This window comes from Acetomicrobium mobile (assembly GCF_937920065.1).
The window spans coordinates 1-24,044 of sequence record NZ_CALETC010000316.1; the positions used below are offsets into that span (position 1 = coordinate 1).

At 46.1% G+C, this 24,044-nt stretch carries 24 protein-coding genes and 5 tRNA genes; 17 read left to right on the forward strand and 12 right to left on the reverse strand.

What is annotated here, in order from left to right:
* Nucleotides 1-98: 98 nt before the first annotated feature.
* On the reverse strand, nt 99-998 hold the full coding sequence (locus Q7P41_RS11920; protein ID WP_303884534.1) for a ComEC/Rec2 family competence protein: 900 nt from the start codon (nt 996-998) through the stop codon (nt 99-101).
* Nucleotides 999-1,081: 83 nt separating this feature from the next.
* Nucleotides 1,082-1,576, reverse strand: coding sequence for a hypothetical protein (locus Q7P41_RS11925; protein WP_303884536.1), 495 nt, complete (start codon nt 1,574-1,576; stop codon nt 1,082-1,084).
* A 495-nt stretch (nt 1,577-2,071) separates the two neighbouring features.
* On the opposite strand from Q7P41_RS11925, the gene Q7P41_RS11930 reads away from it, so the two are divergent.
* The 3 genes from Q7P41_RS11930 (at nt 2,072) to Q7P41_RS11940 (ending at nt 2,947) form a co-directional block, all read left to right on the forward strand.
* On the forward strand, nt 2,072-2,629 hold the full coding sequence (locus tag Q7P41_RS11930) for a flavodoxin family protein (RefSeq protein ID WP_303884537.1): 558 nt from the start codon (nt 2,072-2,074) through the stop codon (nt 2,627-2,629).
* A gap of 146 nt (nt 2,630-2,775) precedes the next feature.
* Nucleotides 2,776-2,852 (forward strand) — tRNA-Ile (locus tag Q7P41_RS11935).
* A gap of 20 nt (nt 2,853-2,872) precedes the next feature.
* Nucleotides 2,873-2,947 (forward strand) — tRNA-Ala (locus tag Q7P41_RS11940).
* 85 nt (nt 2,948-3,032) lie between these two features.
* On the opposite strand, the gene rsmA is transcribed toward Q7P41_RS11940, so the two are convergent.
* Together rsmA and Q7P41_RS11950 are read right to left on the reverse strand one after the other, a co-directional pair.
* Nucleotides 3,033-3,875 (reverse strand): 16S rRNA (adenine(1518)-N(6)/adenine(1519)-N(6))-dimethyltransferase RsmA, encoded by an 843-nt coding sequence (gene rsmA / locus Q7P41_RS11945; RefSeq protein WP_303884539.1) that lies wholly within the window; start codon nt 3,873-3,875, stop codon nt 3,033-3,035.
* A 161-nt stretch (nt 3,876-4,036) separates the two neighbouring features.
* A tRNA-Pro gene (locus Q7P41_RS11950) sits at nt 4,037-4,114 on the reverse strand.
* A 204-nt stretch (nt 4,115-4,318) separates the two neighbouring features.
* On the opposite strand from Q7P41_RS11950, the gene thrS reads away from it, so the two are divergent.
* The 13 genes from thrS to Q7P41_RS12015 all read left to right on the forward strand — a co-directional run bounded on the left by thrS (nt 4,319) and on the right by Q7P41_RS12015 (nt 16,180).
* Complete coding sequence (gene thrS / locus Q7P41_RS11955; protein WP_303884541.1) at nt 4,319-6,190, forward strand: threonine--tRNA ligase; 1,872 nt, start codon at nt 4,319-4,321, stop codon at nt 6,188-6,190.
* A gap of 216 nt (nt 6,191-6,406) precedes the next feature.
* A complete protein-coding gene (infC, locus tag Q7P41_RS11960; protein ID WP_303884570.1) occupies nt 6,407-6,952 on the forward strand; it encodes a translation initiation factor IF-3 in 546 nt (181 codons plus the stop codon).
* An 87-nt stretch (nt 6,953-7,039) separates the two neighbouring features.
* Entirely contained in the window at nt 7,040-7,240 is a 201-nt protein-coding gene (rpmI, locus tag Q7P41_RS11965; RefSeq protein WP_303884543.1) for a 50S ribosomal protein L35, read from the forward strand.
* Nucleotides 7,241-7,268: 28 nt separating this feature from the next.
* On the forward strand, nt 7,269-7,628 hold the full coding sequence (gene rplT / locus Q7P41_RS11970; RefSeq protein WP_303884545.1) for a 50S ribosomal protein L20: 360 nt from the start codon (nt 7,269-7,271) through the stop codon (nt 7,626-7,628).
* A gap of 300 nt (nt 7,629-7,928) precedes the next feature.
* A complete protein-coding gene (pheS, locus tag Q7P41_RS11975; protein ID WP_303884546.1) occupies nt 7,929-8,975 on the forward strand; it encodes a phenylalanine--tRNA ligase subunit alpha in 1,047 nt (348 codons plus the stop codon).
* Nucleotides 8,972-11,368 (forward strand): phenylalanine--tRNA ligase subunit beta, encoded by a 2,397-nt coding sequence (pheT, locus tag Q7P41_RS11980; RefSeq protein WP_303884547.1) that lies wholly within the window; start codon nt 8,972-8,974, stop codon nt 11,366-11,368. The genes pheS and pheT overlap by 4 nt, the downstream gene beginning before the upstream one ends.
* Nucleotides 11,369-11,373: 5 nt before the next feature.
* Nucleotides 11,374-11,697, forward strand: coding sequence for a hypothetical protein (locus Q7P41_RS11985; RefSeq protein ID WP_303884548.1), 324 nt, complete (start codon nt 11,374-11,376; stop codon nt 11,695-11,697).
* Between the two features lie 5 nt (nt 11,698-11,702).
* Complete coding sequence (zapA, locus tag Q7P41_RS11990) at nt 11,703-11,975, forward strand: cell division protein ZapA (protein ID WP_303884549.1); 273 nt, start codon at nt 11,703-11,705, stop codon at nt 11,973-11,975.
* Nucleotides 11,976-11,981: 6 nt separating this feature from the next.
* Nucleotides 11,982-12,533 carry a CvpA family protein gene (locus tag Q7P41_RS11995; RefSeq protein ID WP_303884550.1) on the forward strand — a complete coding sequence of 184 codons (552 nt, stop codon included), beginning with the start codon at nt 11,982-11,984 and terminating at the stop codon, nt 12,531-12,533.
* Complete coding sequence (locus Q7P41_RS12000) at nt 12,530-14,902, forward strand: endonuclease MutS2 (protein WP_303884551.1); 2,373 nt, start codon at nt 12,530-12,532, stop codon at nt 14,900-14,902. The genes Q7P41_RS11995 and Q7P41_RS12000 overlap by 4 nt, the downstream gene beginning before the upstream one ends.
* 59 nt (nt 14,903-14,961) lie before the next feature.
* A tRNA-Arg gene (locus Q7P41_RS12005) sits at nt 14,962-15,037 on the forward strand.
* Between the two features lie 27 nt (nt 15,038-15,064).
* Nucleotides 15,065-15,141 (forward strand) — tRNA-His (locus Q7P41_RS12010).
* Between the two features lie 115 nt (nt 15,142-15,256).
* Nucleotides 15,257-16,180 carry a site-specific integrase gene (locus Q7P41_RS12015; protein ID WP_303884553.1) on the forward strand — a complete coding sequence of 308 codons (924 nt, stop codon included), beginning with the start codon at nt 15,257-15,259 and terminating at the stop codon, nt 16,178-16,180.
* Between the two features lie 155 nt (nt 16,181-16,335).
* Here Q7P41_RS12015 and Q7P41_RS12020 read toward each other — a convergent pair whose 3' ends face one another.
* The 6 genes from Q7P41_RS12020 to Q7P41_RS12045 form a co-directional block, all read right to left on the reverse strand.
* A complete protein-coding gene (locus tag Q7P41_RS12020) occupies nt 16,336-16,839 on the reverse strand; it encodes a hypothetical protein (protein ID WP_303884554.1) in 504 nt (167 codons plus the stop codon).
* Nucleotides 16,840-17,204: 365 nt separating this feature from the next.
* Entirely contained in the window at nt 17,205-17,621 is a 417-nt protein-coding gene (locus Q7P41_RS12025) for a hypothetical protein (RefSeq protein WP_303884556.1), read from the reverse strand.
* Between the two features lie 64 nt (nt 17,622-17,685).
* The gene (locus tag Q7P41_RS12030) at nt 17,686-18,261 is read right to left on the reverse strand and encodes a hypothetical protein (RefSeq protein WP_303884557.1); all 576 of its coding nucleotides are present in this window, start codon (nt 18,259-18,261) and stop codon (nt 17,686-17,688) included.
* A complete protein-coding gene (locus Q7P41_RS12035; protein ID WP_303884558.1) occupies nt 18,239-18,619 on the reverse strand; it encodes a hypothetical protein in 381 nt (126 codons plus the stop codon). The genes Q7P41_RS12030 and Q7P41_RS12035 overlap by 23 nt, the downstream gene beginning before the upstream one ends.
* A gap of 50 nt (nt 18,620-18,669) precedes the next feature.
* Complete coding sequence (locus tag Q7P41_RS12040; protein ID WP_303884560.1) at nt 18,670-19,026, reverse strand: hypothetical protein; 357 nt, start codon at nt 19,024-19,026, stop codon at nt 18,670-18,672.
* The gene (locus Q7P41_RS12045) at nt 19,023-19,253 is read right to left on the reverse strand and encodes a helix-turn-helix domain-containing protein (RefSeq protein WP_303884562.1); all 231 of its coding nucleotides are present in this window, start codon (nt 19,251-19,253) and stop codon (nt 19,023-19,025) included. The genes Q7P41_RS12040 and Q7P41_RS12045 overlap by 4 nt, the downstream gene beginning before the upstream one ends.
* Before the next feature lie 109 nt (nt 19,254-19,362).
* Here Q7P41_RS12045 and Q7P41_RS12050 point away from each other — a divergent pair, with 109 nt between their 5' ends.
* Nucleotides 19,363-20,301, forward strand: coding sequence for a hypothetical protein (locus tag Q7P41_RS12050; protein WP_303884564.1), 939 nt, complete (start codon nt 19,363-19,365; stop codon nt 20,299-20,301).
* Nucleotides 20,302-20,531: 230 nt separating this feature from the next.
* On the opposite strand, the gene Q7P41_RS12055 is transcribed toward Q7P41_RS12050, so the two are convergent.
* Entirely contained in the window at nt 20,532-23,372 is a 2,841-nt protein-coding gene (locus Q7P41_RS12055; protein WP_303884565.1) for a hypothetical protein, read from the reverse strand.
* A gap of 37 nt (nt 23,373-23,409) precedes the next feature.
* Nucleotides 23,410-24,044 (reverse strand): hypothetical protein (locus Q7P41_RS12060; RefSeq protein ID WP_303884567.1); only part of this gene is annotated, 635 nt, incomplete at its 5' end.

A 24,044-nucleotide genomic window follows, 5' to 3' on the forward strand; every position in this document is an offset into this window, starting at 1 on the left:
TGGGACAAAAAGCATAACTGCGTAATCTCCTTCGAAGCGGTCAATAACAGCTTTCATATCGCAATCATTCCTCTTGTTATTTTTGGAACTTGTCTTTCTCAATCCTGCTTACATATGGCGGCTGGCGGTGCTCTGGGGTCAGCCTCGTATTCTGTGTTTATGTCGTAAGTTTGCCCATCGGTGGTGATGACTATGGTACCGTGAATATCCGTGCGATAGACTTCAACTCCATGTGCATGAAGCACTTCCAAGGTTTCAGGATCAGGATGACCATATCTGTCATCACTGCCGCAATGGATGACTGCAACGTCTGGCGATACAACTGTTAGAAACTCCTTCGTAGTGGAAGTGTTACTTCCGTGGTGGGCAACCTTGAGGATATCTACATCCAAGATGTCTACTGAATGCAAGATGTCTACTGAATGTGAATGCCGGTTAAGCATTTCTGCTTCCGCTTCCCGCTCAGCGTCACCAGTCATGAGAAAGCTTGTGTCGCCAAAGTCTATCCTGGCTACAATCGAAGAATTATTAAGGTGTCCTGGATCTGGTTTTGCCGGATGTATTACTTGTATTCTAAGCGGCCCCAGCTGCCGAATCATTCCATCCCTGGCCTCAGTAAAGGTTATATCTTCCTTCGCTAAAATTGCATCAAGATAATCCTCGAAGAGCTGTGAAGTATGTTCTACCCCGGGGTCAAGTATCTCGCCTATGGGTATATTGTCTATAATGTGTATTAGCCCGCCTATATGGTCAGCGTGGGGATGAGTGGCAATTACTATATCCAGCTTGCTTATGCCTTGGGCGCTAATATAATCGAGCACACAAGGGCCCTTAGAGAGCGTACCTCCATCTATAAGCATGGCGTAATCATCAACGTGAAAGAGAGTACTGTCACCTTTGCCCACATCTATGAAGTGGACTTGAAGATCTGATGCAAAAAGGGGAGAGACCAAGAGAAAAAGCAGCATTAATAACAATGTAGTTACTTTTTTGGTCATAAAAACACCTTCCTAATTTCTAAGGACTGACCTGCAGCTGCTACCTGCTATTATAAGACCCGCAGCAATGGCGCCCTCTTTGCCTAAGTCGGCGGGTTGCAAACCTTACATGGTGTATAACCTCTTTCTTTAGCCTCTTCCAGGGTTATTGGGATAGATGACTTTTTTAGATGCTTGCATCCGGCGCGGTGGTATTTGCTGCCAGTTTTGGTTATGTAGACTATGATCTCTTTAGTTTGAAGTTTCACTTCGCTCAGTTTTTCTTTGTTCCGAAGGTCTTCTTGGGCTTCTCTTGCATGTCTTTGTGCGCTTGATAAGTGGTTCTCATGTTCAGCGTTTGGCAAAAAAGTAGTGACAAGATCAAAACCTTTAAGCAATAACAGCTCGTTAAAATGTTTGCAGTCATTGAATTGAAAGATCTCTCCGTCCACAACACGGGTTATGAGCGCAATTTGTGTGCCCTCGGGGATTGTTTGCATGCCTGCAGAAGAAGCTTTAGGCATTAAAGCAAAGGCAATAGAAATCAGAAGGCAAATAACTATCGGAACCCACTTAAGTGTTTGCTCGGACTTATTCATTTGGTATTTACCTCTTTACACTGTTTTTATATTGCTTAAATTATATCATACATGAATATTTAAGCATTACTGTTATACTATCTACGGGTATTGCCATCCAAGTCAGGGAGATATAATAGGTCATCGTACAGAACAGATTTCGGGGCATTTTCGCGCACATTACGCGCACATTATTCGCCAGTATTTTATCTGCCTCCCTTGCGTCAATTCTCAATAGCAGCAATAAAGTATTGAATCGCCAGAAATCAAATACAAATATCTTGAACGATTAACCGGCTACAAGAACCCACACCAGTGAAATAGATGGCACTTGTTACGGGAAAAACCGCATGCTAATATAATATTTAGATCTAAAGATTTTAAATCCTGAGTTATACATGTGAAAATAATAAATTATTTTTGAGTTTTTTGCTTAAGGCGGAGTAATGCTTTCTAAAGCGTTACATGAAGCACTTAATTTGAGCCAACATTCTTTAAAAAGGGGGGTTGCGCAAAATGAATGCGATAGGAATTGTTTGCAGTCCGCGCAAGCACGGAAATTCTGATGTGCTCGTCAGGGAAGTACTGAAATTTACCGGCAGCGAGAATTTTGAGGTATTTTATCCCAATGAAATGAACATTAGAGGATGTCAGGCATGCTATTCCTGTAAGGAACAGGGCAAATGCGCTGTGAAAGACGATATGCAAGAAATTTATGAAGGAATTGAACAATCCGAAGTCATTGTCTTTGGAACGCCCATATACATGGCGGGCGTAGCTGCTCAATTTAAATTAGTATTAGACAGGCTCTTTGCGTTTTTAGGACCTGCACCGAAATTTGAAAGTCGCCTTCCTAAAGGAAAAAAGGCTGCTCTTGTGGTATCTCAAGGCTATGAAAATGTCAAAGAATATGAGACACATATAAATCAGATGAAAGAAGCGCTACTTTCCCTTGGATTCGATGGAGTAGAGGTCTTGCAGGCTCCGGGTCTTAACGAACTTGGCGAAGCCGCAAGACACGATGATTTAATGCAAGAAGCAAGGAAAATCGGACAAGCCCTCGGTCAAGCATAAAATAAAACTAGGACATTTCAGTTTGTCTTTAAAAATAACCAACTTGACATTGACCATAAAAGCTGACCGTGATAACATCTATTTGTCCAAGCGAGGCAAGAAGTTCTTGCTAATAATAACGAAGATGTGTTATATTCTTTCTCGATGGGCCGGTAGCTCAGCTGGTTAGAGCACACGCCTGATAAGCGTGAGGTCGGTGGTTCGAATCCACTCCGGCCCACCATTTTTTAGGACACATGCTTCGGGGATGTAGCTCAGTGGGAGAGCGCCTGCCTTGCAAGCAGGAGGTCGGCGGTTCGAATCCGCTCATCTCCACCATGAACATAACTAAAACGGGCTGTGACCAGCCCGTTTTTTATTACAAGTCACTTAGTAATTGCACTTTTTAGGGTAAGTCCATCATTTATAGAGATGAAATGTACTCATATAGCCGCTGCCAATCATCTGTCTCAAGCTCCTCCGCGCGGACGGTGGGCGATAGCCCCATCTCCTCTAAAAGTTTCAAAGCTTGATCTTTTTCTTTAAAGAACTCATAAACGCATGCCAGGTTATTTATGAGCGTCCTGCGCCTTCTGGCAAAGGCAACTCGAAGCAACCTCCTCCAGGAGGAATCTGAGGCCAATTTGAGATTTTTGTCCAATGTTATTTGGACAATCGCCGATTCCACCCTTGGAACAGGCCAAAAAACCTGAGGCGGCACCTTTTTTACGATTTGGGCTTGTCCCATCCTTTCTATGGTAATCCCAAGGGGAGAGCGATCTTTAGTTCTTGGCTTTGCACACAATCTATAGGCCAGATCTAATTGAAGCATCAAAAGCAGCTGCGTTGTCCCCAAGGGGACCAGACCTTCAAATATTTGCCATATCAGGGGGGTAGTAATATTGTAAGGTATGTTAGCCAGAACTTTCGTTGGGGTAGGTTGAAGTTCTTTTAGGTTAACCGCTAACACATCCCCCCAAATCAAAGCCATTCGGGACTTGCATTCACTTATCAAGGGCTCAAGAAAAGGGGCGAGGGTTTTATCTATCTCTATGACGTGTAAATATTTACATGGGCTTTTAAGTATCTCTTTAGTTAACATGCCCTTACCGGGCCCTACTTCTAAGATGACGTCGCTATCGCCAATCTCGGCAAAATCGACCATCCAGCGAGCAATGTTAGGATCTATCAAGAAATTTTGCCCTAGCGACTTTTTGGCGTAGTGTTTTGTGCCCTTTTTTAAAACTCTTTGCGAATTGTCTTTCATCTTCCTAAAACTTCACCTTCTTGTTCAATACAACTAACCATTATCCTTGTCCTTGAACTTCTCATTGACCAAACTGCCCAAAGACCTTTGAAATATAATATAATATTGTACGCGTGGATAGCGAAAATAAAAAAGCGGGGAAACCCCCGCCTTTTTTACAATGGTCGGGACGAGAGGACTTGAACCTCCGACCCCCTGCGCCCCATGCAGGTGCGCTGGCCATGCTGCGCTACGTCCCGATGCAAGACATATTTTAACCTGCAACATGGACGGGGTCAAGCAAATTCGTGATATTATCTTAATGGCATCTTCGTGGAGGATAATGGCGGCGTTTCTTTTTGGCTTTTGGCATGCAAAATCTAGTCATGGACCTGTAAATTGTAGATTGGCATTTGTGGTATAATCTTAAAATGATATTAAATTAGACGTGGGAGGGAATATAAGTGCCCGTGAATAAACACCCTAAAAAGGCTTCAGAAATACTCAAAGAACGCGGTATAAATGGTAAGGTCATTGCTGTGAAGATAGACGGTAAACTGTGTGATCTCGATACGAAAGTAGATGAAGATGCAGCTATTGAACCCATTGAAATAGACAGCCCGGAAGGCATCGAGATACTAAGGCATTCCACATCGCACTTAATGGCTCAAGCTGTATACAGACTATATCCTGGGACCAAATATGGAGTTGGACCAGCCATCGAGAATGGCTTTTACTACGACATGGATGTCCCGACGACTTTGACCGAGGAAGATTTGCCAAAAATAGAAGACGAGATGAAAAAAATCGTAGCCGAAGCAATTCCCTTTGAAAGGCTTGTTATGAGCAAAGAGGAAGCGATGCGTTTGTTCAAAGAGCGCAAGGATACATACAAACTTGAGCTACTTGATGCCATAGAAGATGATCAAGTTACCCTATACAAAGTTGGGGAGTTTATAGACCTATGCAGAGGACCCCATGTGCCCAACACATCTTACATAAAGCACTTCAAGCTTTTGTCGTTAGCTGGGGCTTACTGGCGCGGAGATGAGAGAAATCCAATGCTTACCCGCATATACGGCACAACCTTCCCTACGGAAGAAGAGCTTTCAGCTTACTTAAACAAAATAGAGGAAGCCAAGCGCAGGGATCATCGCCGCATAGGCAGAGAATTAGATCTTTTTAGTTTGCAAAGTGAAGCGCCCGGATTTCCCTTTTTCCATGCCAAAGGTGTCACCATATTAAATATACTTGTAGATTTCTGGAGAAAGGTACATATCCAAAGGGGATATCAGGAAATAATGACGCCATTGATATTGGATCAGGACTTATGGATACGCTCGGGACACTGGGACCACTACAGGGAGAACATGTATTTTACCGAAATAGACGGCAAGCCCTTTGCCATAAAGCCCATGAACTGCCCTGGAGGAATCTTGGTGTATCAAACCCAGCTTAGAAGCTATCGCGATTTGCCCTTGAAGTTGGCGGAGCTGGGCATAGTACATCGACACGAAAGATCGGGCGTCCTTCACGGCCTCATGCGCGTGCGCTGTTTCACACAGGATGACGCTCACATATTTACAACAAGAGAACAAATAAAAGACGAAATAATCGACATCATGGACATGGTTCAATACATATACGGCGTCTTTGGCTTTCCTTACCGCATAGAGTTATCGACTAGGCCGGAAAACGCGATGGGAGAAAGAGCCCTTTGGGACGAGGCTGAGCAGGGCTTGCAGGAGGCCCTCGAAGACCAAGGAGTAGAATACAAATTAAACCCCGGCGATGGCGCCTTCTATGGTCCTAAAATTGATTTTCACCTGGAAGATCGCATTGGGCGAAACTGGCAGTGCGGCACAATTCAGCTGGATTTCCAGATGCCGGAAAAATTCGATATCACTTACATAGGACCTGACGGCGAACCTCACAGGCCGGTCATGATACACAGGACCATACTGGGCAGCTTGGAAAGATTTTTGGGCATCTTGATCGAGCAATACGCCGGAGCTTTTCCATACTGGCTTGCACCCGTTCAAGTGAAGATATTGCCCGTATCGGATGAGTACTTTTCTTACACAAAAAATATAGCTTCTGTCTTGCAGAAAAAAGATATCCGAGTAGAGATAGACACCAAAGAAGGAACTTTGGGTAAAAAAATTCGGGACGCTCAATTACAGAAAGTCCCTTACATGCTCATCATAGGCAGTCGTGAGGTGGAAAGTGGCACCGTTTCCGTGCGGGAACGAAGCAAGGGAGACTTGGGAAGCATGAGCTTGGAGTCTTTGATCGAACTTTTAAAGAGTGAATATCATCCCTTAAGGAAGACTTAAAAGGCTCGGGCTTCCGGCAGGCCGCTTGCTTTTGAACAAATTTCATGTTATACTGCGTAATCGCAATTCATAGCATAAAGTGACAAGCAGAGGGCCCATCCCTCTCGCCTGGTGGCGCAAAGGCAGCTTTCCGGGCTTACAGGTCGATAGTACATAGACTAAAAGGGGCTGGGCTAGTTTTTGCCAGCCCCTAATTTATTGTGGAGGTGACCAGTTATAGCGAAAGCAAATGAACCGAGGGTAAATGAGGAAATTAAGGTCTCTGAAGTCCTGTTGATCGATGCCGATGGCACTAAAGTAGGCGTTATTCCGATTGAACAAGCCCTGCAGATAGCCGAAAGTAGGGGATTAGACTTGGTTGAAGTCGCACCTCATGCTAATCCACCAGTTTGTCGAGTGATGGATTACGGCAAATATAAGTATCAACAGCAGAAACGGGACAAAGAGGCCCGCAAAAAGCAAAAAACTCAAACGATTAAGGAAATTAAAATGCGCCCGAAGATCGACGAACACGATTACAACTTCAAGGTCAAGGCCATTCAGAGATTTTTGCGCGATGGGCATAGGGTCAAAGTTTCCGTCTTCTTTCGCGGCAGGGAAATGTCATTTTTAGATAAAGGTAGGGAAGTGCTCGAGAGAGTGGCCAGGGATTGCGATGGTTTGGGGAAGGTGGACTCACAGCCGAAAATGGAAGGGCGATACATGCGGATGATGCTTGTCCCCGTCCTGCAAAAGTCAGAAAGTAAATCGTCTAAAGACTAAAAGGGATCTAAAGCAGCGTAAAATCATGTTCAAATGAATCTCAGGGTTACTTTACATAGACGTGGAAGATGAAAGGGAGGAATTTTTATGCCGAAAATCAAAACTCATAGCGGAGCAAAAAAAAGATTTAAATTAACGGCAACGGGAAAAGTGGCTTATAAAAAGATTGGTCGTGGCCACTTGCTTCGCAAGAAAAACCAAAAGCGCATTCGTGCACTAAAGAAAAAGGGGTATCTCGGGAGTACATCCGCAAAAAAGATAAAACAACTGATGCCCTATTCCGATTAATTGCAAGACGCAAAAGGAGTGAAAAGTCATGGCCAGGGTAAAAGATAGCAGTGCAAGCAACAGAAAGAAAGCTAAACTCTTCAAGTTAACTAAAGGATATTACGGTCGCAGAAAGAACGTGTTTAGACGGTCTAGAGAAGCGATGCTTAAGTCCCTAAGTTACTCCTATAGGGACAGACGCACAAAGAAGCGTGATTTCAGGAAACTGTGGATAACGCGCATAAACGCCGGAGCTCGTATTTATGGCATGAACTATAGTACCTTCATCAATGGACTCCGTAAATCGGGGATAGAGATCAATAGAAAGATGTTAGCGGAGCTTGCCGTCTCTGACATCGAAGCTTTCGGGCAGTTGGTCGAAAAGGCGAAAGAGGCGTTGGTCCAGTAAGGATAAAAAACTTACGGCCTCGTCAAGACAGAAAAACCATGGCATTTGGGTTCCTATCGCTCGTAGTGATGGGAACCTTTTTGATATGATTTTTAAATAAGGGCGAAAAGCTAACTTCGTTAATAAATGCATTTTTATATCGCACGAGAAAAGAAAAACGTCATCCTGCCTACATCACCATTGACTAAAGAAGTGTTAAGATATAATGAACAATGCAAAGAAAGAGATGCTAGGAAAACGCCTGGGCAGAGCCTTGGCAGAAACTGATTTCAGAAACAGAACACAGAACAAGGAGGGGAAATGGTGAATCTGGAATCTAACGCTATCAAGGATGTAAAAGAGACCTTTATGAAAGAATTGGATCGCGCTAAAGGGTCGGAGGCACTAAACGAACTTCGCATTCGATATCTGGGGCGAAAGGGAATAGTAACCCAGATGTTAAAGAGTTTAGGCACCCTTCCACCGGAGGTTCGCCCCACAATGGGGAAGACCATAAATGACTTAAAGGTTACGATTGAAGATCTGATCGAAAAACGGACAGAAGAGCTTGCAGATTTAGAAGAACACGAACAGGAGCGGAAGGATGTCATCGATGTAACTCAGCCACCGAAGGGTAGACCTTGGGGCGGATTTCACCCTGTCGTTGAAGTCATGCACGAACTTATAGATGTATTCTTAGGACTTGGCTTTTCCGTGGCACTCGGTCCAGAAGTCGAAGACGACTTTCATAACTTCGAAGCTTTAAACATACCCCCCCATCATCCGGCAAGAGACATGCAGGACACATTTTACCTCGAGGGTAATGAGCTTTTACTGCGAACTCATACGTCTCCTGTGCAGGTAAGGTCCATGTTAAAATATGGAGCTCCGTTGCGGATAGTCTGTCCCGGCAAGGTTTACAGAAGAGACAGTGATCCGACTCACTCTCCTATGTTTCACCAACTGGAAGGACTTTTGGTGGACGAAGACGTCTCCATATCCGATTTAAAGGGATGCATGGTCCATTTCATCGATAAGATCTTTGGCAGACCGCTAAAGTCCAGGTTTAGGGCCAGTTATTTCCCCTTCACGGAACCTTCTCTTGAGATGGACGTGGAATGCATAGCCTGTTCGGGCAAGGACCCAAACTGCAGGGTCTGTAAGGGTACGGGTTGGCTTGAAATATGTGGCATGGGAATGGTCCATCCTAAGGTGCTGAGAGCAGGTGGGATCGACCCAGAAATCTACAACGGATTTGCTTGGGGACTGGGAATAGATAGAGTTGCCATGTTGAAGTACGAACTAAACGATTTGAGGATTTTATTTACCGGAGACATCGCCTTTCTCACAGGAGGTGTTAGTCAGTGATTGTTTCGTGGAATTGGCTAAACGAACTCGTAGAGCTTCCAGCAAACGCCCAAGAATTTGCCGAAAAGTTGACAATGGCCGGGGCCGAAGTTGAAGAGATTACTTACACCGCTCAAAGACTTAAAGGCACCATCATAGCTAAAATATTAAATTTGACTCCCCATCCGGAACGAAAAAACCTTATGGTAGTGACGCTAACATGGGGAGATAAAGGAAGGGCCACATGCATCACAGGAGCAAGAAATGTGAGGGAAGGTGATGTTGTTCCTTACGCTCCTCCCGGTGCTGTCTTAGCCGACGGCACAGTCATCGGGATCGAGGAATTCGATGAAATCAAAAGCTACGGCATGATGCTGTCTGCAGACGAAATGGGGCTGCCTTCGCTAACGCAGGAAGAAGGCATATTGATCTTGCCCCAAGACGCGCCTTTGGGCAAAGACGCCGCCTCATGGCTTGGCATCAAAGACGTAATATTTGATGTGTCAATAACGCCAAATAGGGGTGACTTGCTCAGCATGGCGGGAATCGCTCGTGAAGCTCATGCCCTGTTCCCAAGTTCTTCTTTGAAAAAAATAGACTTTCCCCACACGCACACGCCCCACGATTGGCCGGTAAATTTTCAAGGCGTTACGCTAAAGGATCCCGGCTGTCCCTTTTACGGATTGGGTTTTGCCGATGAACTGAAAGTTTTGCCCGCTCCTGTAAAGTATCGAGTACGGCTTGCATTGTGCGGGATCCGGCCGATAAGCAACATCGTTGACGTAACAAATTACGTCATGCTCTTTTTGGGGCAACCCTTGCACGCCTTTGATTTCGACAAGTTGCCGGCGCCTGAAATAACGGTGAGATCTTCCTACGAAGGCGAAAGGATAGTTACGTTAGACGGAAGGGAACACGAACTTTCTTCTGACGACCTTTTAATAACAAGCGGAGGACTGCCAATAGGGTTAGCCGGAGTGATGGGTGGCGCCAACAGCGAAATAGACGATACCACAAGAAGGATATTAATAGAATCGGCACACTTCTTGCCCCATCGCATCAGCAAGACATCGAGGCGTCTCGGGATAAACAGTGAAGCTGCATATCGTTATGCAAGAGGAGTAGATAGGGCTAAAGCGCCTCTAGCTTTATCATATGCCCTGGATTTAATGAATAAATGGGGATGCGGAAAAGTTTACACTTCTGTAATTTTGGAAGGAGACGCCAATCCCGGCGAAAGATTGGTGCCTTTGACTTCCAAGAAATTAAAGACCTACCTGGGAGACGAAGATCTGGCTGAAACCCCGAAAATTCTTTTGCCTTTAGGATTTGAGGTCCACGCGTCGTCTGAAGAGCGCATCATTTTTAAAGTTCCAAGTTTTAGGATGGACGTGGAAATAGAGGAAGATTTAATAGAAGAAGTAGCCAGATTGAAGGGTTATGACGAATTGCCTCCTCGCCTGCCGGGTAAGATTCACGATTCGGCTACCATAGGCATGGAGTCTCGCGCTGAGAGAAAATTGAGAGAAATCTTGATGGGCCGCGGCTACGTCGAGATATTAAATTATAGCTTCATCTCACCAAAATTCACCAAGGACTTGATGCTTCCTCCTTCTGATTTGAGGGCAATGCCTTTTCCCCTGGCGAACCCCTTGAGCGTTGAGCAATCCGTCATGAGAACCTTTTTACTGCCAGGATTGGCTTACGCCATATGCGATAACTTGAGAAAGGGTTGGCGTTTCCCCATACGGATTTTTGAGATAGGCAACGTATTTTTAAAAGAGGGCACAAACTTGCGAGAGGAAAAACACATAGCCGGGGCAATTTTTTTGGGCAAAGATGACAGATCTCCCTACGGCGTCGTCGATAAAGACGACTTTTTCACGATAAAAGGCGACCTCGTGGCCCTGGCTAAGGCATTCAGGTTGCATTTTGACATACTTCCTGGAAAAGAACCCTTTGGCAACGAAGGACAAACCGCCGATGTGATATTCGATGGACAAAAAATAGGCTACATAACAAAAATAAAACCATCAATCGAAAGACGCTTAGAACTTCCAGCATCGCTTTACGTCTTTGAAGTAGCCTTCGATCCTTTTTTAAGGCCACAAGCTCCGAAATTTGGAGAAGTTCATCGATATCCCGCCGTTTACAGGGATATCTCCTTGATAGCTCCCGAAGACATGACAGTCAACGAGATAAGCAGGCTAATTCGGCAACTTTCTCCAGCTTTGGTGTCCTCTGTCAGGTTGTTTGACATTTACAAGGGTAAAAACATCCCTGAGGGGCACAGAAGCCTTTCCTTTACCCTCGCATACAGACACCCGGACAGGACGCTAAGTGACGATGAAGTCGATGAACTTCACAACGAGCTTCGTGCCCAAATAGTGTCCAAGGGGTTAAAACTAAGATAGGGAAGGTGAAGGACGTGCAAGCACTGGAAAAAATGGAACAGTTGATCGACAACTTGTGTGGGAAGTTTTCTGACATCAGGGAGGAAAACGAAAAACTTACCAAACAGCTCGAAATAATGAGAGGACAACTCCAAGAAAAGGACCTGGAGATCATCAGACTAAAAAAAGACAACCAACGTCAAATCGAAACCATTGAGCGGGAATTAATGAGACTTAAAAAAGAAAGATCGGAATACGAAGAAAAAATATCCAAGTTGCACCAAAAATTGTCAGCCTTCCTAGGAGTTGCAGAAGAAAACAAGCGCAATAACGACGAAAAGCAGGCGTGATATCCATGAGCGAGGAAAGAAAGAGTTCGCTAAGAACCATTGAAGTGACGTTAGGGGGCAGGCGGTACTCGGTTAAAACCAGCCTGGACGAAAAAACGACCGAAAGGGTCATTGAAATGCTCAAAGAGGCATTTTCACATACACCTCATCGCATTAGCCGAGAGGAGAGGTTGTTGCTAACGTCATTGCATTTGGCTTATAATATGGCTTCTTTAGAAAAGCGCTTACAGAAAGCCTTAAAAGAAGCGGAAGGGCAAGTAAGGATAAGCGATGAGTGATGAACGATGACGCTTGACATGCCCACTATTGCTGACTTTTTAGCGCTTCTTTTGGCGGCCTTTTTTGTCATTAAGGGATTTGTACGTGGCTTCTTGAACGAACTTTTTGGCTTTCTTGGCTTAATCGTCGGCTTCATGTTAATTTGGAAATATTCTCCAAACTTTGCGAGCATGTTGAAGTTTGGATTAAACTTTCCCGACATAGTCGCCTACATAATTGCCATTGCGTTGATATTTATCGTTGTCAACCTAACTGCTTCTTTTCTTGGAAGGCTCGTCAAAAAGATCGTTTATTTTGGCCGCGTCCCGATGATCGACAAAATTCTTGGCTCTCTTTGTGGGCTTTGCAAAGCCTCAATCATGTTGATCCTCTTTTACCTGGCCTTCGAGTTAGCAGCTATCTATCTGGGAAATGGAATACTGACATGGATGGATCAAAGCAAAGCGATGATGTTTGCAAGTAACGTTTGGAATTACCTTAGCGGCTGGTTGCTAAAAAACGGCGTCATAAACTATCTGATGCTTCCAAATTTAATAGCAAAGGTACATATGCGATGATATCAAGCAATCAGACAAGACAATTACTTGATATTGATAAAATATTAAAATTTTATAGCAAACACGTACGTTCTGAAATAGGCAGGAAGTACGTAGAAAACATAAAACCTTTGTCCAATATCGAGATGCTAAGAGAAGGACAGGCTTTGTACAGAGAATTTGAGCGCTACATTGACATAAAAGGGGATTTCCCCTGGGATGACCGCATGGTGCTGGTCAACGATTTTTTAGATGAAGGAAAATCCCGGGGAATACTCTTTGGCGAAGAGCTCTTGCCTTTCAGATATTTGCTCGGACTTACCGTAAGAATAAAGGAGCTTTCCTTTGACCTTGCAAGGGAAGGTTACGAAAGAGTAGCGCAGAGGGCACGGGAATTTGCCGATTTTGGCGAAGAGGTAGTTTCCTTGTCCGTCCTCGATGATGACGGAAGGCTGTACGACAGCGCCTCCAGCAAGCTGGCCGAGATAAGAGGCAATCTCGCAGCCGCCAAAAGGCAGGCCCGGGCGATCGGGCAAAAGATTCTCTCAGACCAGTCCTTGACTTCTAAGCTTCAAGATCAGGTTATTACCTTGCGAAATGATCGCTACGTCGTGTTGGTCAAAAAAGAAAGTGCCCCCTCCTTTCCAGGGGTATTTGTGGATTACTCCAGCTCTGGCAACTCTGTCTACATGGAACCCAACGCTTTAGTGGCGATAAACAATAAAATCGCCATGCTAAGGGAAGACGAAAGACAGGAAGAACGCAGGATATTGCAAAAACTGACAGAGATGCTTTTGGCCAGAGAAAAAGCCATACTTAGGGCTCAAGACTTAATTGGCCAATTTGATTTGCTGTGGGGAATTTACTACTTTTTGCAATCCCATGATTGGATTTTACCGGAGATAGAACAAAAAGGCGGTTTTTATCTGACCTGCGCACGCCATCCCCTTTTGGGACCGCAAGCCGTTCCCATAGACGTACACTGCGGAAGGAACTTCAGGGCACTGGTGATAACAGGTCCTAACACGGGAGGTAAAACCGTCGCGCTAAAGACCGTTGGCCTCTGCGTGTATCTGGCCTGGTGCGGGTTGCCGATTCCGGCCAAGGAAGGGTCGAGAATCGGTCAATTTTCGCACCTTGAAGCCGATATAGGAGACGAGCAGAGCATCGAACAGAATTTATCCACCTTTAGCGGCCATGTGAAGCGAATCATCGAGATGTTGGAAATAGCTGACGAAGCCTCCTTATTTTTAATTGACGAACTCGGAGCCGGAACAGACCCCGATGAAGGCGCAGCGCTTGGTATAGCCATACTGGAGACTTTTTTAAAGCACAACTCCCTTGTATTGGCGACAACTCATCATAATCCCATAAAACGTTACGCTCTAACTACGCCAAACGTAGAAACGGCAAGCGTAGACTTCGACCCTGAGACCCTTTTGCCCAAGTACAAACTGCTTTTAGGGGTTCCCGGAAGAAGTAACGCCCTGCTAATCGCAAAAAGGCTGGGCATGCCCGAAAGCGTCTTGGAAATTGCGGAAAGAGAGCTCAAGACACGCGATACTTCCATGGAAGAACTCATGGAAAAGCTGCAAACCAAACTATCCATGCTCGAAGAAAAAGAAAGGGAGCTGGCAAAAGAAACAGCAAAAATAAATGCCATGAGGAAAGAGCTAGAAAGACAACTTGCGGCCATTGAAATGAAACGCGAACACATCATGGCAGAAGCCGAAAAGAAAGCAAAGGACATCATAAAAGAAGCGCAGGAATCTGCCAAATTACTGCTTAAGGAATTAAGGAAAACCAGCAGTTTAAGAGAAGCTCATAAGAGGTTCGCCAAACACAAAAAAAGGACGGATAAAATTTTGGACGATGTGGAGCAACGCGAATTGGCCCGCATCGAGAGAAAATCCTCGATCCTCGAAGGAAAGCTTCCAAAGGTAGGCGATGAGGTCGTAATTTTGGGCACCAATGCTACTGGCATCATTGAGAGGATAGATGACGAGACGGCAACGGTCCAATCAGGGCCAATGCGCTTAGAAGTTTCCCTCAGAAGGTTAAGGGTCCTCGAGGAGACAAGCGAACAAAAAGAGAAGCCCACAGTTAAAATTAGCGTAGAAAAACCTAAAAATGTTCCCAGCACCCTAATAATAAGAGGCATGAGGGTTAATGAGGCGATACCAACGGTGGAAACATACCTGGACAAGGCCTTTAGGGCGGGTTACAAAGAAGTTACGATAGTCCACGGACATGGAGAGGGGATACTGCGCCAAGAGGTACACGAACTTTGCAAAAGACTTCCATATATCGAAGAATTCCGTCTGGGCGGACCTGGCGAGGGAGGTCATGGAGTCACCATTGTAAGGTTCGTAGATAAAGGCAGTTCCTAAAAATAAGGGACTTGCGAAATTTTCCTTCATTGTTTATAGTATATTGGCTAAAAGCTAAAGTGCCCGTAGCTCAGCGGATAGAGCGTTGGACTCCGGATCCAAAGGTCGGGAGTTCGAGTCTCCCCGGGCACGCCAAAATATGATATAATACGCAAAGAAATGGTGAGCGTAGCTCAACAGGTGAGAGCACTGGACTGTGGCTCCAGGGGTTGGGGGTTCGAGGCCCCTCGCTCACCCCATTTTTTTTGGAAACCAGTAACAGCAAGGCTTTTTCAGCTTTCCCCCTTTTGTGCTTTTTCAAACAATCTCCCCCAAAAATGTAGGAGTCCAGTGTCCATGAAAAGGGGGATTCAAATGGGAAAAGTCTTGAGGTTTAGTAAACTAAAAAGCTGGGAAGATTACTTTGAGGAGTTTCTGCTCCAAAAGGAGTTAGAGGGCCTGAGGCCTCGAACGCTCAATGATTACAGGTATTACATCCCACGTTTCTTTGAAGGCGTGTCTTTAGAAAATCCCGAAACAATCACCGAAAGGGTCAAGGAGTATTTTACACAAAAGCTGTCGCCAGCCTCGTTTAATTTGCGGAGGAGCTACATCAAAAGTTTCTTCTCCTACCTGGTCGCACAAGGTGCCGTTACGTATAACCCAATAGACTTCCCCAAAAGAAAGGTCGAAGGCAGAGCAAGGGCTATTCCAGAAGACGTCTTAGAAATGCTTTTAGAGCTTCCCGACAAAAGCACCTTTACGGGGCTCAGAAATTACACGCTCATGCTTTTTTCGCTAGACACAGGCATCAGGCCAGGCGAGGCACTGCAGCTGCTGCCTGAGGACTTTAACTTAAGGAGCAGGGAAGTGGTCATACCCAAAGAGGTGGCCAAAACGAAGACGAGCAGGACTCTTCCGCTTTCGCCCGTGATTTGTGTTGCCGTGCAAAAGCTGCTTTTGACACGCCATCCCGCATGGAAGGATGACGCCCCCGTTTTTTGCTCGCAAGACGGGGAACGTTTACAAACTCGCTCGTGGAGCAGAATAATGGCAAAGTATTCAAAAAAACTCGGTGTTAGGATTACGCCTTACGACCTAAGGCACAGCTTCGCAATTATATATTTGCGAAACGGCGGTAACGTCTTTGCTTTGCAAAGGACAATGGGGCATACGGATTTGAATATGACAAAGCATTATTTGGCACTTGACGGCGACGACTTAAAAAACGAGCTTGAAAAAAGCAGTCCAATAAATTCTTTAATTAAGCCAAAAAAGAGGGTTAGGAAAAGGAAGTAGAGAAGCCAATATGTTGCCAATGGAAACTTTTATGTACAGCTCCCAGACGCCGACGAACCCGCAAATTTCCAAGAATACATGGAAAATCACGAAGCATAATAAAAAGGGCCTCTTAGGAGCCTCCAGGAGGCCCTTAACTTTCCAAAAAGGATGTCTTATACCTTTCCTTTAAACTCGTAATTGCTCATGTCCGACAAGGCCCCCTTCACGGCGTCGGTCAAGATGTCACAAATTTCCGCAGGGTTTGTTATGCCGACGAGTTTTGGAGACGTCTCGTCCGCAATGGCCAAGGTCCTTTTCCTAAAAAAGGCCATCATGTCGTTCATCACCGCTTCCACGGCCTTTGCGTCGTGAAGCTTGCCGTCCAGTTGCTCAAGTTTCAGTTCGCCAATTTGACGTCGTGCCCGTTCATGCAAAGATTTTTCTGCCCAATATGACGTCTTGTCGCCCCCCTTTTTACTTTCCAAGAATTGCAGGTATTTTTGTATGTTTTCAGCTAATGGAAATTGCGAAGGGCCTTTTTTAATTAATACGCCTTGTTTGGCCAACATATAAACATATTGCGTAGTACAGGCCAACAAGTTGGCAAGTTCTTGGGCGTTGACCATGCGAGTTTCTAGCTCTTGAATGTCTTTTATAAATTCTGGCTTTTCTTTCACTTCACTTTACACCTCCCAAGAAAGTGAGTTTTTGTTTGTCGTGTCTAACTTTATTTCGGGGGTCGCCAGCTTCGCAATCAGTTTAATGCTCAGAAGGACCCGCAAGCTACATGAATACTCCGTGAGGACTCTTGGCTTTGATTGTTCACCCACAGCTTGCACTTAAGGCATTTAGCCAAGCTGTGCCTTAACGGTTGTATTGGCCCCAAATCCGACCCGCACTTAGGGCAGATTATTCTTTCGCCATCTTTGCTCATCTATGCTCCCCCTTCGACTGTAAGGCCATTCAGAGGCCCTACAAGGCATCAAGCTTGTTTTGCAGGTACCCAACTTACCCGATGTTTGCAAATTGAATAAAGAGCCTCTCAGAGCGTCAAAAAGGGACCGCAAATTTCAAAAATGCGGTCTCTCCAGCGAAAAGCGGTGCGAACGCCGATGCACAGCTCATCAGCGACAACATCCCATCTTTTGTTTTCAAAGTATTTCAATTTTACGAATTCCTTATAGTCCTCGTTCAACAAAGACAATAACGTCTCCACCAAGTCAACCTGTTCCTGCAAATCCTTAAACTCCCCCTCTACCTTTTTAATCAAGCTAACCCTGTTAACCATGAAACTGTCAGGCTGAGTATGGGTCTTCTTGCGTGAAACGTCGATTGTCCAACCAGATTGTACAGAGCTTGTTAATGACTCAATTTTTTGCTGTTTAAACTGCAAGGCCTTTTTATTTCGGGGGTAGTTGTAAAACAAGCCCTCCAACTTCTTGCGTTGCAGATTTCGCATGCTTGGCCTCCTTTGAGTTTCTGTTGACATAAACCCCTCTGAAAGGTTTGCATAAACGCAAATATTAGGTTATGCCTAATCTATAAGCGAGGTGTTGCTTGACTTTGTCGTCATTAAACAAACAAATACTTTTGTCGTTGCTGTCAAAGTCAATCTCAAAGAATTGGTCGATTAACTGGTCCAGTTCGTCAAGCTCGACGTCGCAGTCAAAATGATTGTATTCATCGGGTGGAATGTATGCAAGCTTGTTTATTTCTTCAAGCCACCTTTCTTTGGACAACGCTGCCGTTGTGGTTGGTATAAACCTTTGTGCTCTAAATGCAAGGTCTTTGCTTATTAGTCCTTGCTCTAAAAGCGTATTTATGCATTTGTCGTTGTGTTGTTGAATGTTAAAAAGATTTGAAGCGGGCGGGCGGTCATCGCAAGATGACCCTTTATATATTCCAATTCCATTTCCATTACCACTTCCAATACCACTTCCACTACCACTCGGAACGTACTCGGTACTTACTGAGTATGTACTGAGTATGTACTCAGATTCCAGTCCTGGACTGACTTCTTCTAATTTTAGGCCGTTTTCCTGCAGTCCTTGCCAAAGTTGAGGGATGTTTCTTGCGTCATTGGCCCAAAGCGTCAACAATTTCTTTGAAGGCTGAAGCTGTTTCAGGTTGTTTATAATGCCCTTGATGGTTGTCGGCGGGCACTTTACCTTGCAGCTTGTTTTGAACGCTCATATAACCTTTAATAAAAATAACCTCGTCTTCGTAAGCAACAAAACCTTTTTCTTCCAGCAGCTTTATTTTTTCTTCAACGACGACAATTGGAATGTTTAAGTCACTTGCAATATAGCCTAAGGGCAGTTCAAACAGGCCTTCAATTTTTCTGTGGCTACAGGTCCAAAGGTAGGCCAACATACAAAGTGTCTCTAAGTCAAGTTCTTTGGACGCCTCTCGCCACAGCTTGCAGGGGAAAACTCCAATTCTTGGTGTATTGTTCAAAGTTACACCTCCTTTTTAAAGGGAAGGGGCGGGCCAAGTTGGCCAAGCCCCTAGGCAAAAAGATTTAATTGCTTTTCCTTTGGCCTCGACGTTTCAAGCTTTGTTGTCGTCCAGTAACGTAAGGGGAGATGTCTTTGTGGGCCAAATCCTCTTGAAAATTTAACGGCCAGGTTTAGAAAGTCGCTCATCTTGCAGGCATAAAGTATGTTGTTGCAAATAATATTTATTTCTTCTACGCCACGGTCTTGCAGAAATTCAATTACTTCTTCCGAGAAAGCCCATGCAGGGGGTTTTTTAAGCATATGGTTGGGCAACGCCCTTCTAACGGCAACCACCTTGTCGCCTTCATTCAAGATTTCAATGCCGACCGTTTTGTTTTGTGATTTTATTTTGACCTTGTGCTTCATTTCAAAGTTGCCTCCTCGGCAAGCTTGGCTAATCCTCTGCCGTCTAAGATGTCATCAACTTCTACGCCCAAAGCATCGGCAAGCTGCTTCCTTCGCCCTGGCGGGACACAAACCCTTCCCCGCTTCCATTCGCATATTGCGACATCCGAAACTCCTAAAAACCTGGCCAGCGACTTGTTTGTAATGCCCTTAAAGCTCATTACTTTTGCTATTTCTGTTTGCATCATGTTCACCTCCTATTTTTTGGCTGTTGACAGCCTTCAAAATAAGAGTAGAATTAAAAGTAAGTATAATCTATTCGCACAATTCCAAATTAGTTCCAAAAAGAAGGTGATTTTGACGACAAACCCTGCGGACTTTGACCAAGCAGAGCTTACGGACGACGAGGGACGACTCGCAAGCCCCGTGGGGGCAAGAGGAGGCATTTGGGTACCTCCCGATGCCAAGCTCGAGTTTGTGGAGGGAAAACCTTATATTTTTTACCCAGTGCCCAAAAATTGGCCCTCAACGGTTTCAATCCAGCAACTCAACTTTGAGGAGTTAAAGAAACTTGGCTGGGCATATAAGGAAAGCACCGACAAGCTTTTAGATGACTTTGTAGCGTTGGCCAATGCCACACCCAACAAGGTTTTAAAGTTCGTCAAAAAATGGGGGCCTTTGTGGGCCTGTGTCTCGCACAGCACCCATAAAGCCGAATTAGCGGGCGTTATGGGCGTTGAAATAGTTTCTTTAATCCAGCCCGTTGGCCCTTTACACGGCGACGCTACTTTGGGTTTTTCCTGGTGCAGCTGGGTGCCTGCCGAAGATGTTTCAACTTTTGTGATGGAGGCCAAGCGTGCCAAGGCTGCCCTGTCAATTTATACCTGCCTTAAGCTCAAAAAAGAGGAAGACCCAACCGACTGGGCCACTTTGGGCTTTGTGGGCAAGCTTAAATTTGCTGGCACCGCATCGGCTGAAGAAAAAAAGTTTATTAAAAAAATGTTTCTTTGCAGCTTTGTTGAAAGCAGGTTAAGCGAAGTAGGTTTTTCAATTGACCCGCAAGATTTGAAACTTCAGATTGTCTCTGATTTGGGATTTTTACGTACAGCCTGGCTGCAGCTGGCACAGGCGATGACGGGCATGCGGGGGATTTACGTTTGCGACGGATGCGGGAAGGTTTATGTTCGAGCTTTAAAGAAACCCGCAAAGGGCAGGTTAAACTTTTGCCCCGATTGTGGCGAGGGCAAAAGGGGTTCAAAGAGGGCTTATTACCGACGCAAAAAGAATGCGTTTTGAACCTTAACGGTGTTGGAGTTTAAAAAACAGCTGGAAGCGGGGGAGAAAAAAGACACTTGCAGACTCGTTTATAAGTGCGAGTCCAGTGTCCATAAACACACTTAGGAAAGGGAAAAGCCAGTTATAGCAAGGGTTTACGCTCAACAGGTGAGAGCACTGGACTGTGGCTCCAGGGGTTGGGGGTTCGAGGCCCCTCGCTCACCCCATTTTTTTTGGAAACTACGCCCCCATCATTTGCTGCTTATAACCCCTTCTTCCAGTATCTTGATCTCCCGCTTCTTGGGCACGACCTTTACCGTGATGTCTTTTTTCTCGCCCGGAAGAAGCGTTATGTCCATTTCGGGGTTTTGGATGTAGTGGTAGGCCGGTATGTTGTAGTCGTAGACCTTAAACTTCCATGTGCCCGGGCGCAGTTCCATGAACGTAAACTTTCCTTCGTCGTCCGACATTGTCCTTATAACCTCGTCGTCGCGGGACAACTCGACCAAAATTCCCCTAAACACCTTCGGTACCTCAGCCGAGCCGTTTGTCGCGTTGTTGTTCGGCTCTCCGACCACTACAAGCTCGTTGTAATTGGGGCCGTATGCGGATTCGTCCACGTCCAGGACCACCTGTCCGCTTAAAACCGCCGCCTCCACGATGGTCAATTCAACATTCGCAGTCTCGCCTGCTTCCACGCTCACCTTCATGGGAAGCTTTTCGGCGGCCGTATTTCCCAGGCCTATAGAAGCCCGGCTCACGTCCAAAAGGTACTCTCCCGGAGGGGCTGCAAAGGTAAACCGCCCAGAGGCATCCGTGGCAACCTTGCTGCCGTTTAAGGTCACAACGGCGTTAGTAAGGGGAGCTTTGCCTTCCTCTTGAGCTGTCCAAACCCTTCCTATCAGCATGCCCAGGGACTTCTTTTTACCCACAGGAATGCCGATGGGTATGGAATAGGAAATGAGGTAGTCAGTTTCAACGTACTCGCTGTACTCCCAGTCGTAGCGGCGGATTTTAAAGGTCCAGTAACTTTCGTCAGGCATCATGTATTTCAGCTCAAAACTATATTGATCGCTTTCGGGCCGTTTGGAGTCAAAGTTATACTTCGTGTACCAGCCGCTTAAGGTCAGCTGTTCCGTCGCCAGCCAGCGAAAGGAAAACCCCAAGTTATCCTGATCCGAAAGCAGCCTGCTGCCTCTTATCGCGGCGTTATCTCCAAAGCCGCCGTAAAACGTCAAAAAAAGCTCATCTGACGGCATGTAAGAGGCATAAAAGCTGTAGTTCCACGGAGAGGCGCTGATTCCTCGTATCCTGTCGTACTGATCGGCGTAACGGGCCTCAACCCGGTAGTTGAAGTTTCCCGCGCTCCTTCCTACGCTGAGTCGGTAGGCTTCTTCCTTTATGTCGTATTTTGAGAGATAAATCCGGTCTTTCCTGCTAAAATTATCGTAGGCAAAACGGGCGTACCAACCCTGGGACAAGTTGTAGTTGATCCCGGTTTGAAACAACGTCTCTTTAGTTGAAGTATCGCCCTTGTCGAGCCTCTTGTCGAGGTTCGTCTCATAGCCGCTGTAGGAGACATATCCACGCATGCGGCTCGAGAGGGGAAAGTTAAAGGAACTGGACATGTAGTCGCTGTCGTTGTAGTAGCCGTAAAAATCGGGCTCCGCATGGGTCTTGCTGAAGTAATAGCGAGTCTCCCCCAAACTGCCAGAAAGTTCGGCCCTGTAGGCTTCGTCCTCATATTTTCGACCGCCCTTTTTTCGTTCTCCTTCGGCGTATTCAAGGCCAAGCCTCATATCCCCGACTGGGTTAAACTCTCCTTCGATGCTGTAAACATCGTCTTTGATCCTGGGTGTGTTTTTGTAGCTGTCCCGCTCTTTCCTCAAATAATTTAACTTCAATTTGGCGCTGGGCGAAAGCGCGCCTCCCACGTAGACCCCCTTTTCTTCCCAGTCGGGCAAGGTGAAGCGGTTTTCCAGGTAGTAGCTGCCAAAGCCAAATGACCTTTCTTCAGGGTGGTATTTGGCTTCAACCCCCCTGCCGTATCTTGAATAAGAAGTTAAACGAGACAACCCGTAGCTTTGGTCACCAAGCCTTAAATCGAGATTGGGGTCAAAGTAATTCATATAATATTCGTCCCTTTCGCCGTAAAGCCCCTTGTCCTGCGTGTCGGGACCGCGAAAGAGGAACTCAACGCGCTTGCGCCCTCCTTCTTCGAGCGTTCCCTTGCCCTTAAATTCCACATCGAAGCCGTCTGAGTCGTCTCCGTTCCTTTCTCCCATGGCGCGCAATGTGAGTGTTGTGGGAATGCGGTGGTACAAATCGATCTCAGCCTTTTGCGACAGGACCTCCGTCGCTACGGAAAGGGACGTCCTTACAGAAGGGTCTTCCTTGCTTGAGGCCTCTAATATGACGATGTGCCTCGCGCTTTTTGCTAATTTCGAAGGAGTTTGAACCAAAAGGGCTACGGGAGCGCTTTCGCCGGGACTTAAGGTCAGCTCTTCCTCCGACAGAAAAGTTATAGGGTATTTGCTCGTGCTTCTTGCCGATACGACGACCGCAAGGGTAGCGTTTCCCCCGTTTGCAAGCCTTGCCCTTATTTCGTAACTTTCACCGCTCATCACCGTATCAGGTGCGCTTTCCAGAAAAAATTTAATATCGCTTACCGCAAAAACGGACAGGCGCACCGTGGTTTCGTCCCTGATGGCGTAATCTCGCTTGGACCGCACGGAATAGGTGATCGGGTATTCCCTCGCATCCGCCGTGGCTGAAACTTGAAAAGCCAAGACCCTCATTGTTTCTTCGCCTTCTCTCAAGGTGAACACATCTGGAGGGGTTATCACGAGCCACCCTTCGGGCAGGGCGAGGGACTCTTCAAAGGTCTCTTCTTTGCCCGTCATGTTTTCCACGACGAAGCTTAAACTCACTATTTCACCTGGGTTTGCCTCAACGAGAGGCGGCACCATGGGGCGCACCTCGACGCCGTAGCCTTTGCCCTGGGCAAGGGCGCATACGGCAGAAAGCAGCAGAAGATTTAAGACCAAAAAAAATAATAAAAACATGCGGCAATCTTTCCGCTTGAAATCCATCTTCTCACCCCTAACTTTACCGCCTTCGGGTTTAACTTTACGGGTTTAGCGGTTCTGCCATATCGCCCACCTCAAGCGTATATCTTGCGCCAAAGACGTTGTACTCGCCGCAGTCGGCGATGACCAGGGCGTTGTATTTGCCCGGTTTAAGCGCCCCGAGGTCGACACGGTAGCGCACGGAACATCCCGGGAAGATCCGAAGCTTGCCTCCTGGATATCGGCCAAGCTGTCCGCTTTGGCCGAATAAGTCCACGTAGACTTCCGGTACTAGCCACCGTTCGCCCGTGTTTTTAACGTCCAAGACCAAATATGTTTTGCCGTCTTTCACCTCGAGCTTTTTATCGGCAAATTCCAGCGCCCTCGTTCCCGTGTCGCCAATGTGCGTGACCACCTGGACGGCGTATCGAGATACGATCCGTATGCCGACGGCAACTTCCCCCTTTTTGGCGCTCGGCACTTCAAGGGTGCCCTTTGGCACTTCCTCCACCATGATGACGCTCCAGTAGGTCCCGCGCATATCTTTATCGTTCGGCACGGATATCTGGTAAGTCACTTCTGCCCTGCCGCCTGCGGGCAGGGTTATCTGGTTTGGAGAATAGGAGATCCAGGAGGCGTTTGACCGCGGATTGCTTCCCGGCTTTCCAAACTCGTTTCTTCCGTCCGCGTAAAACA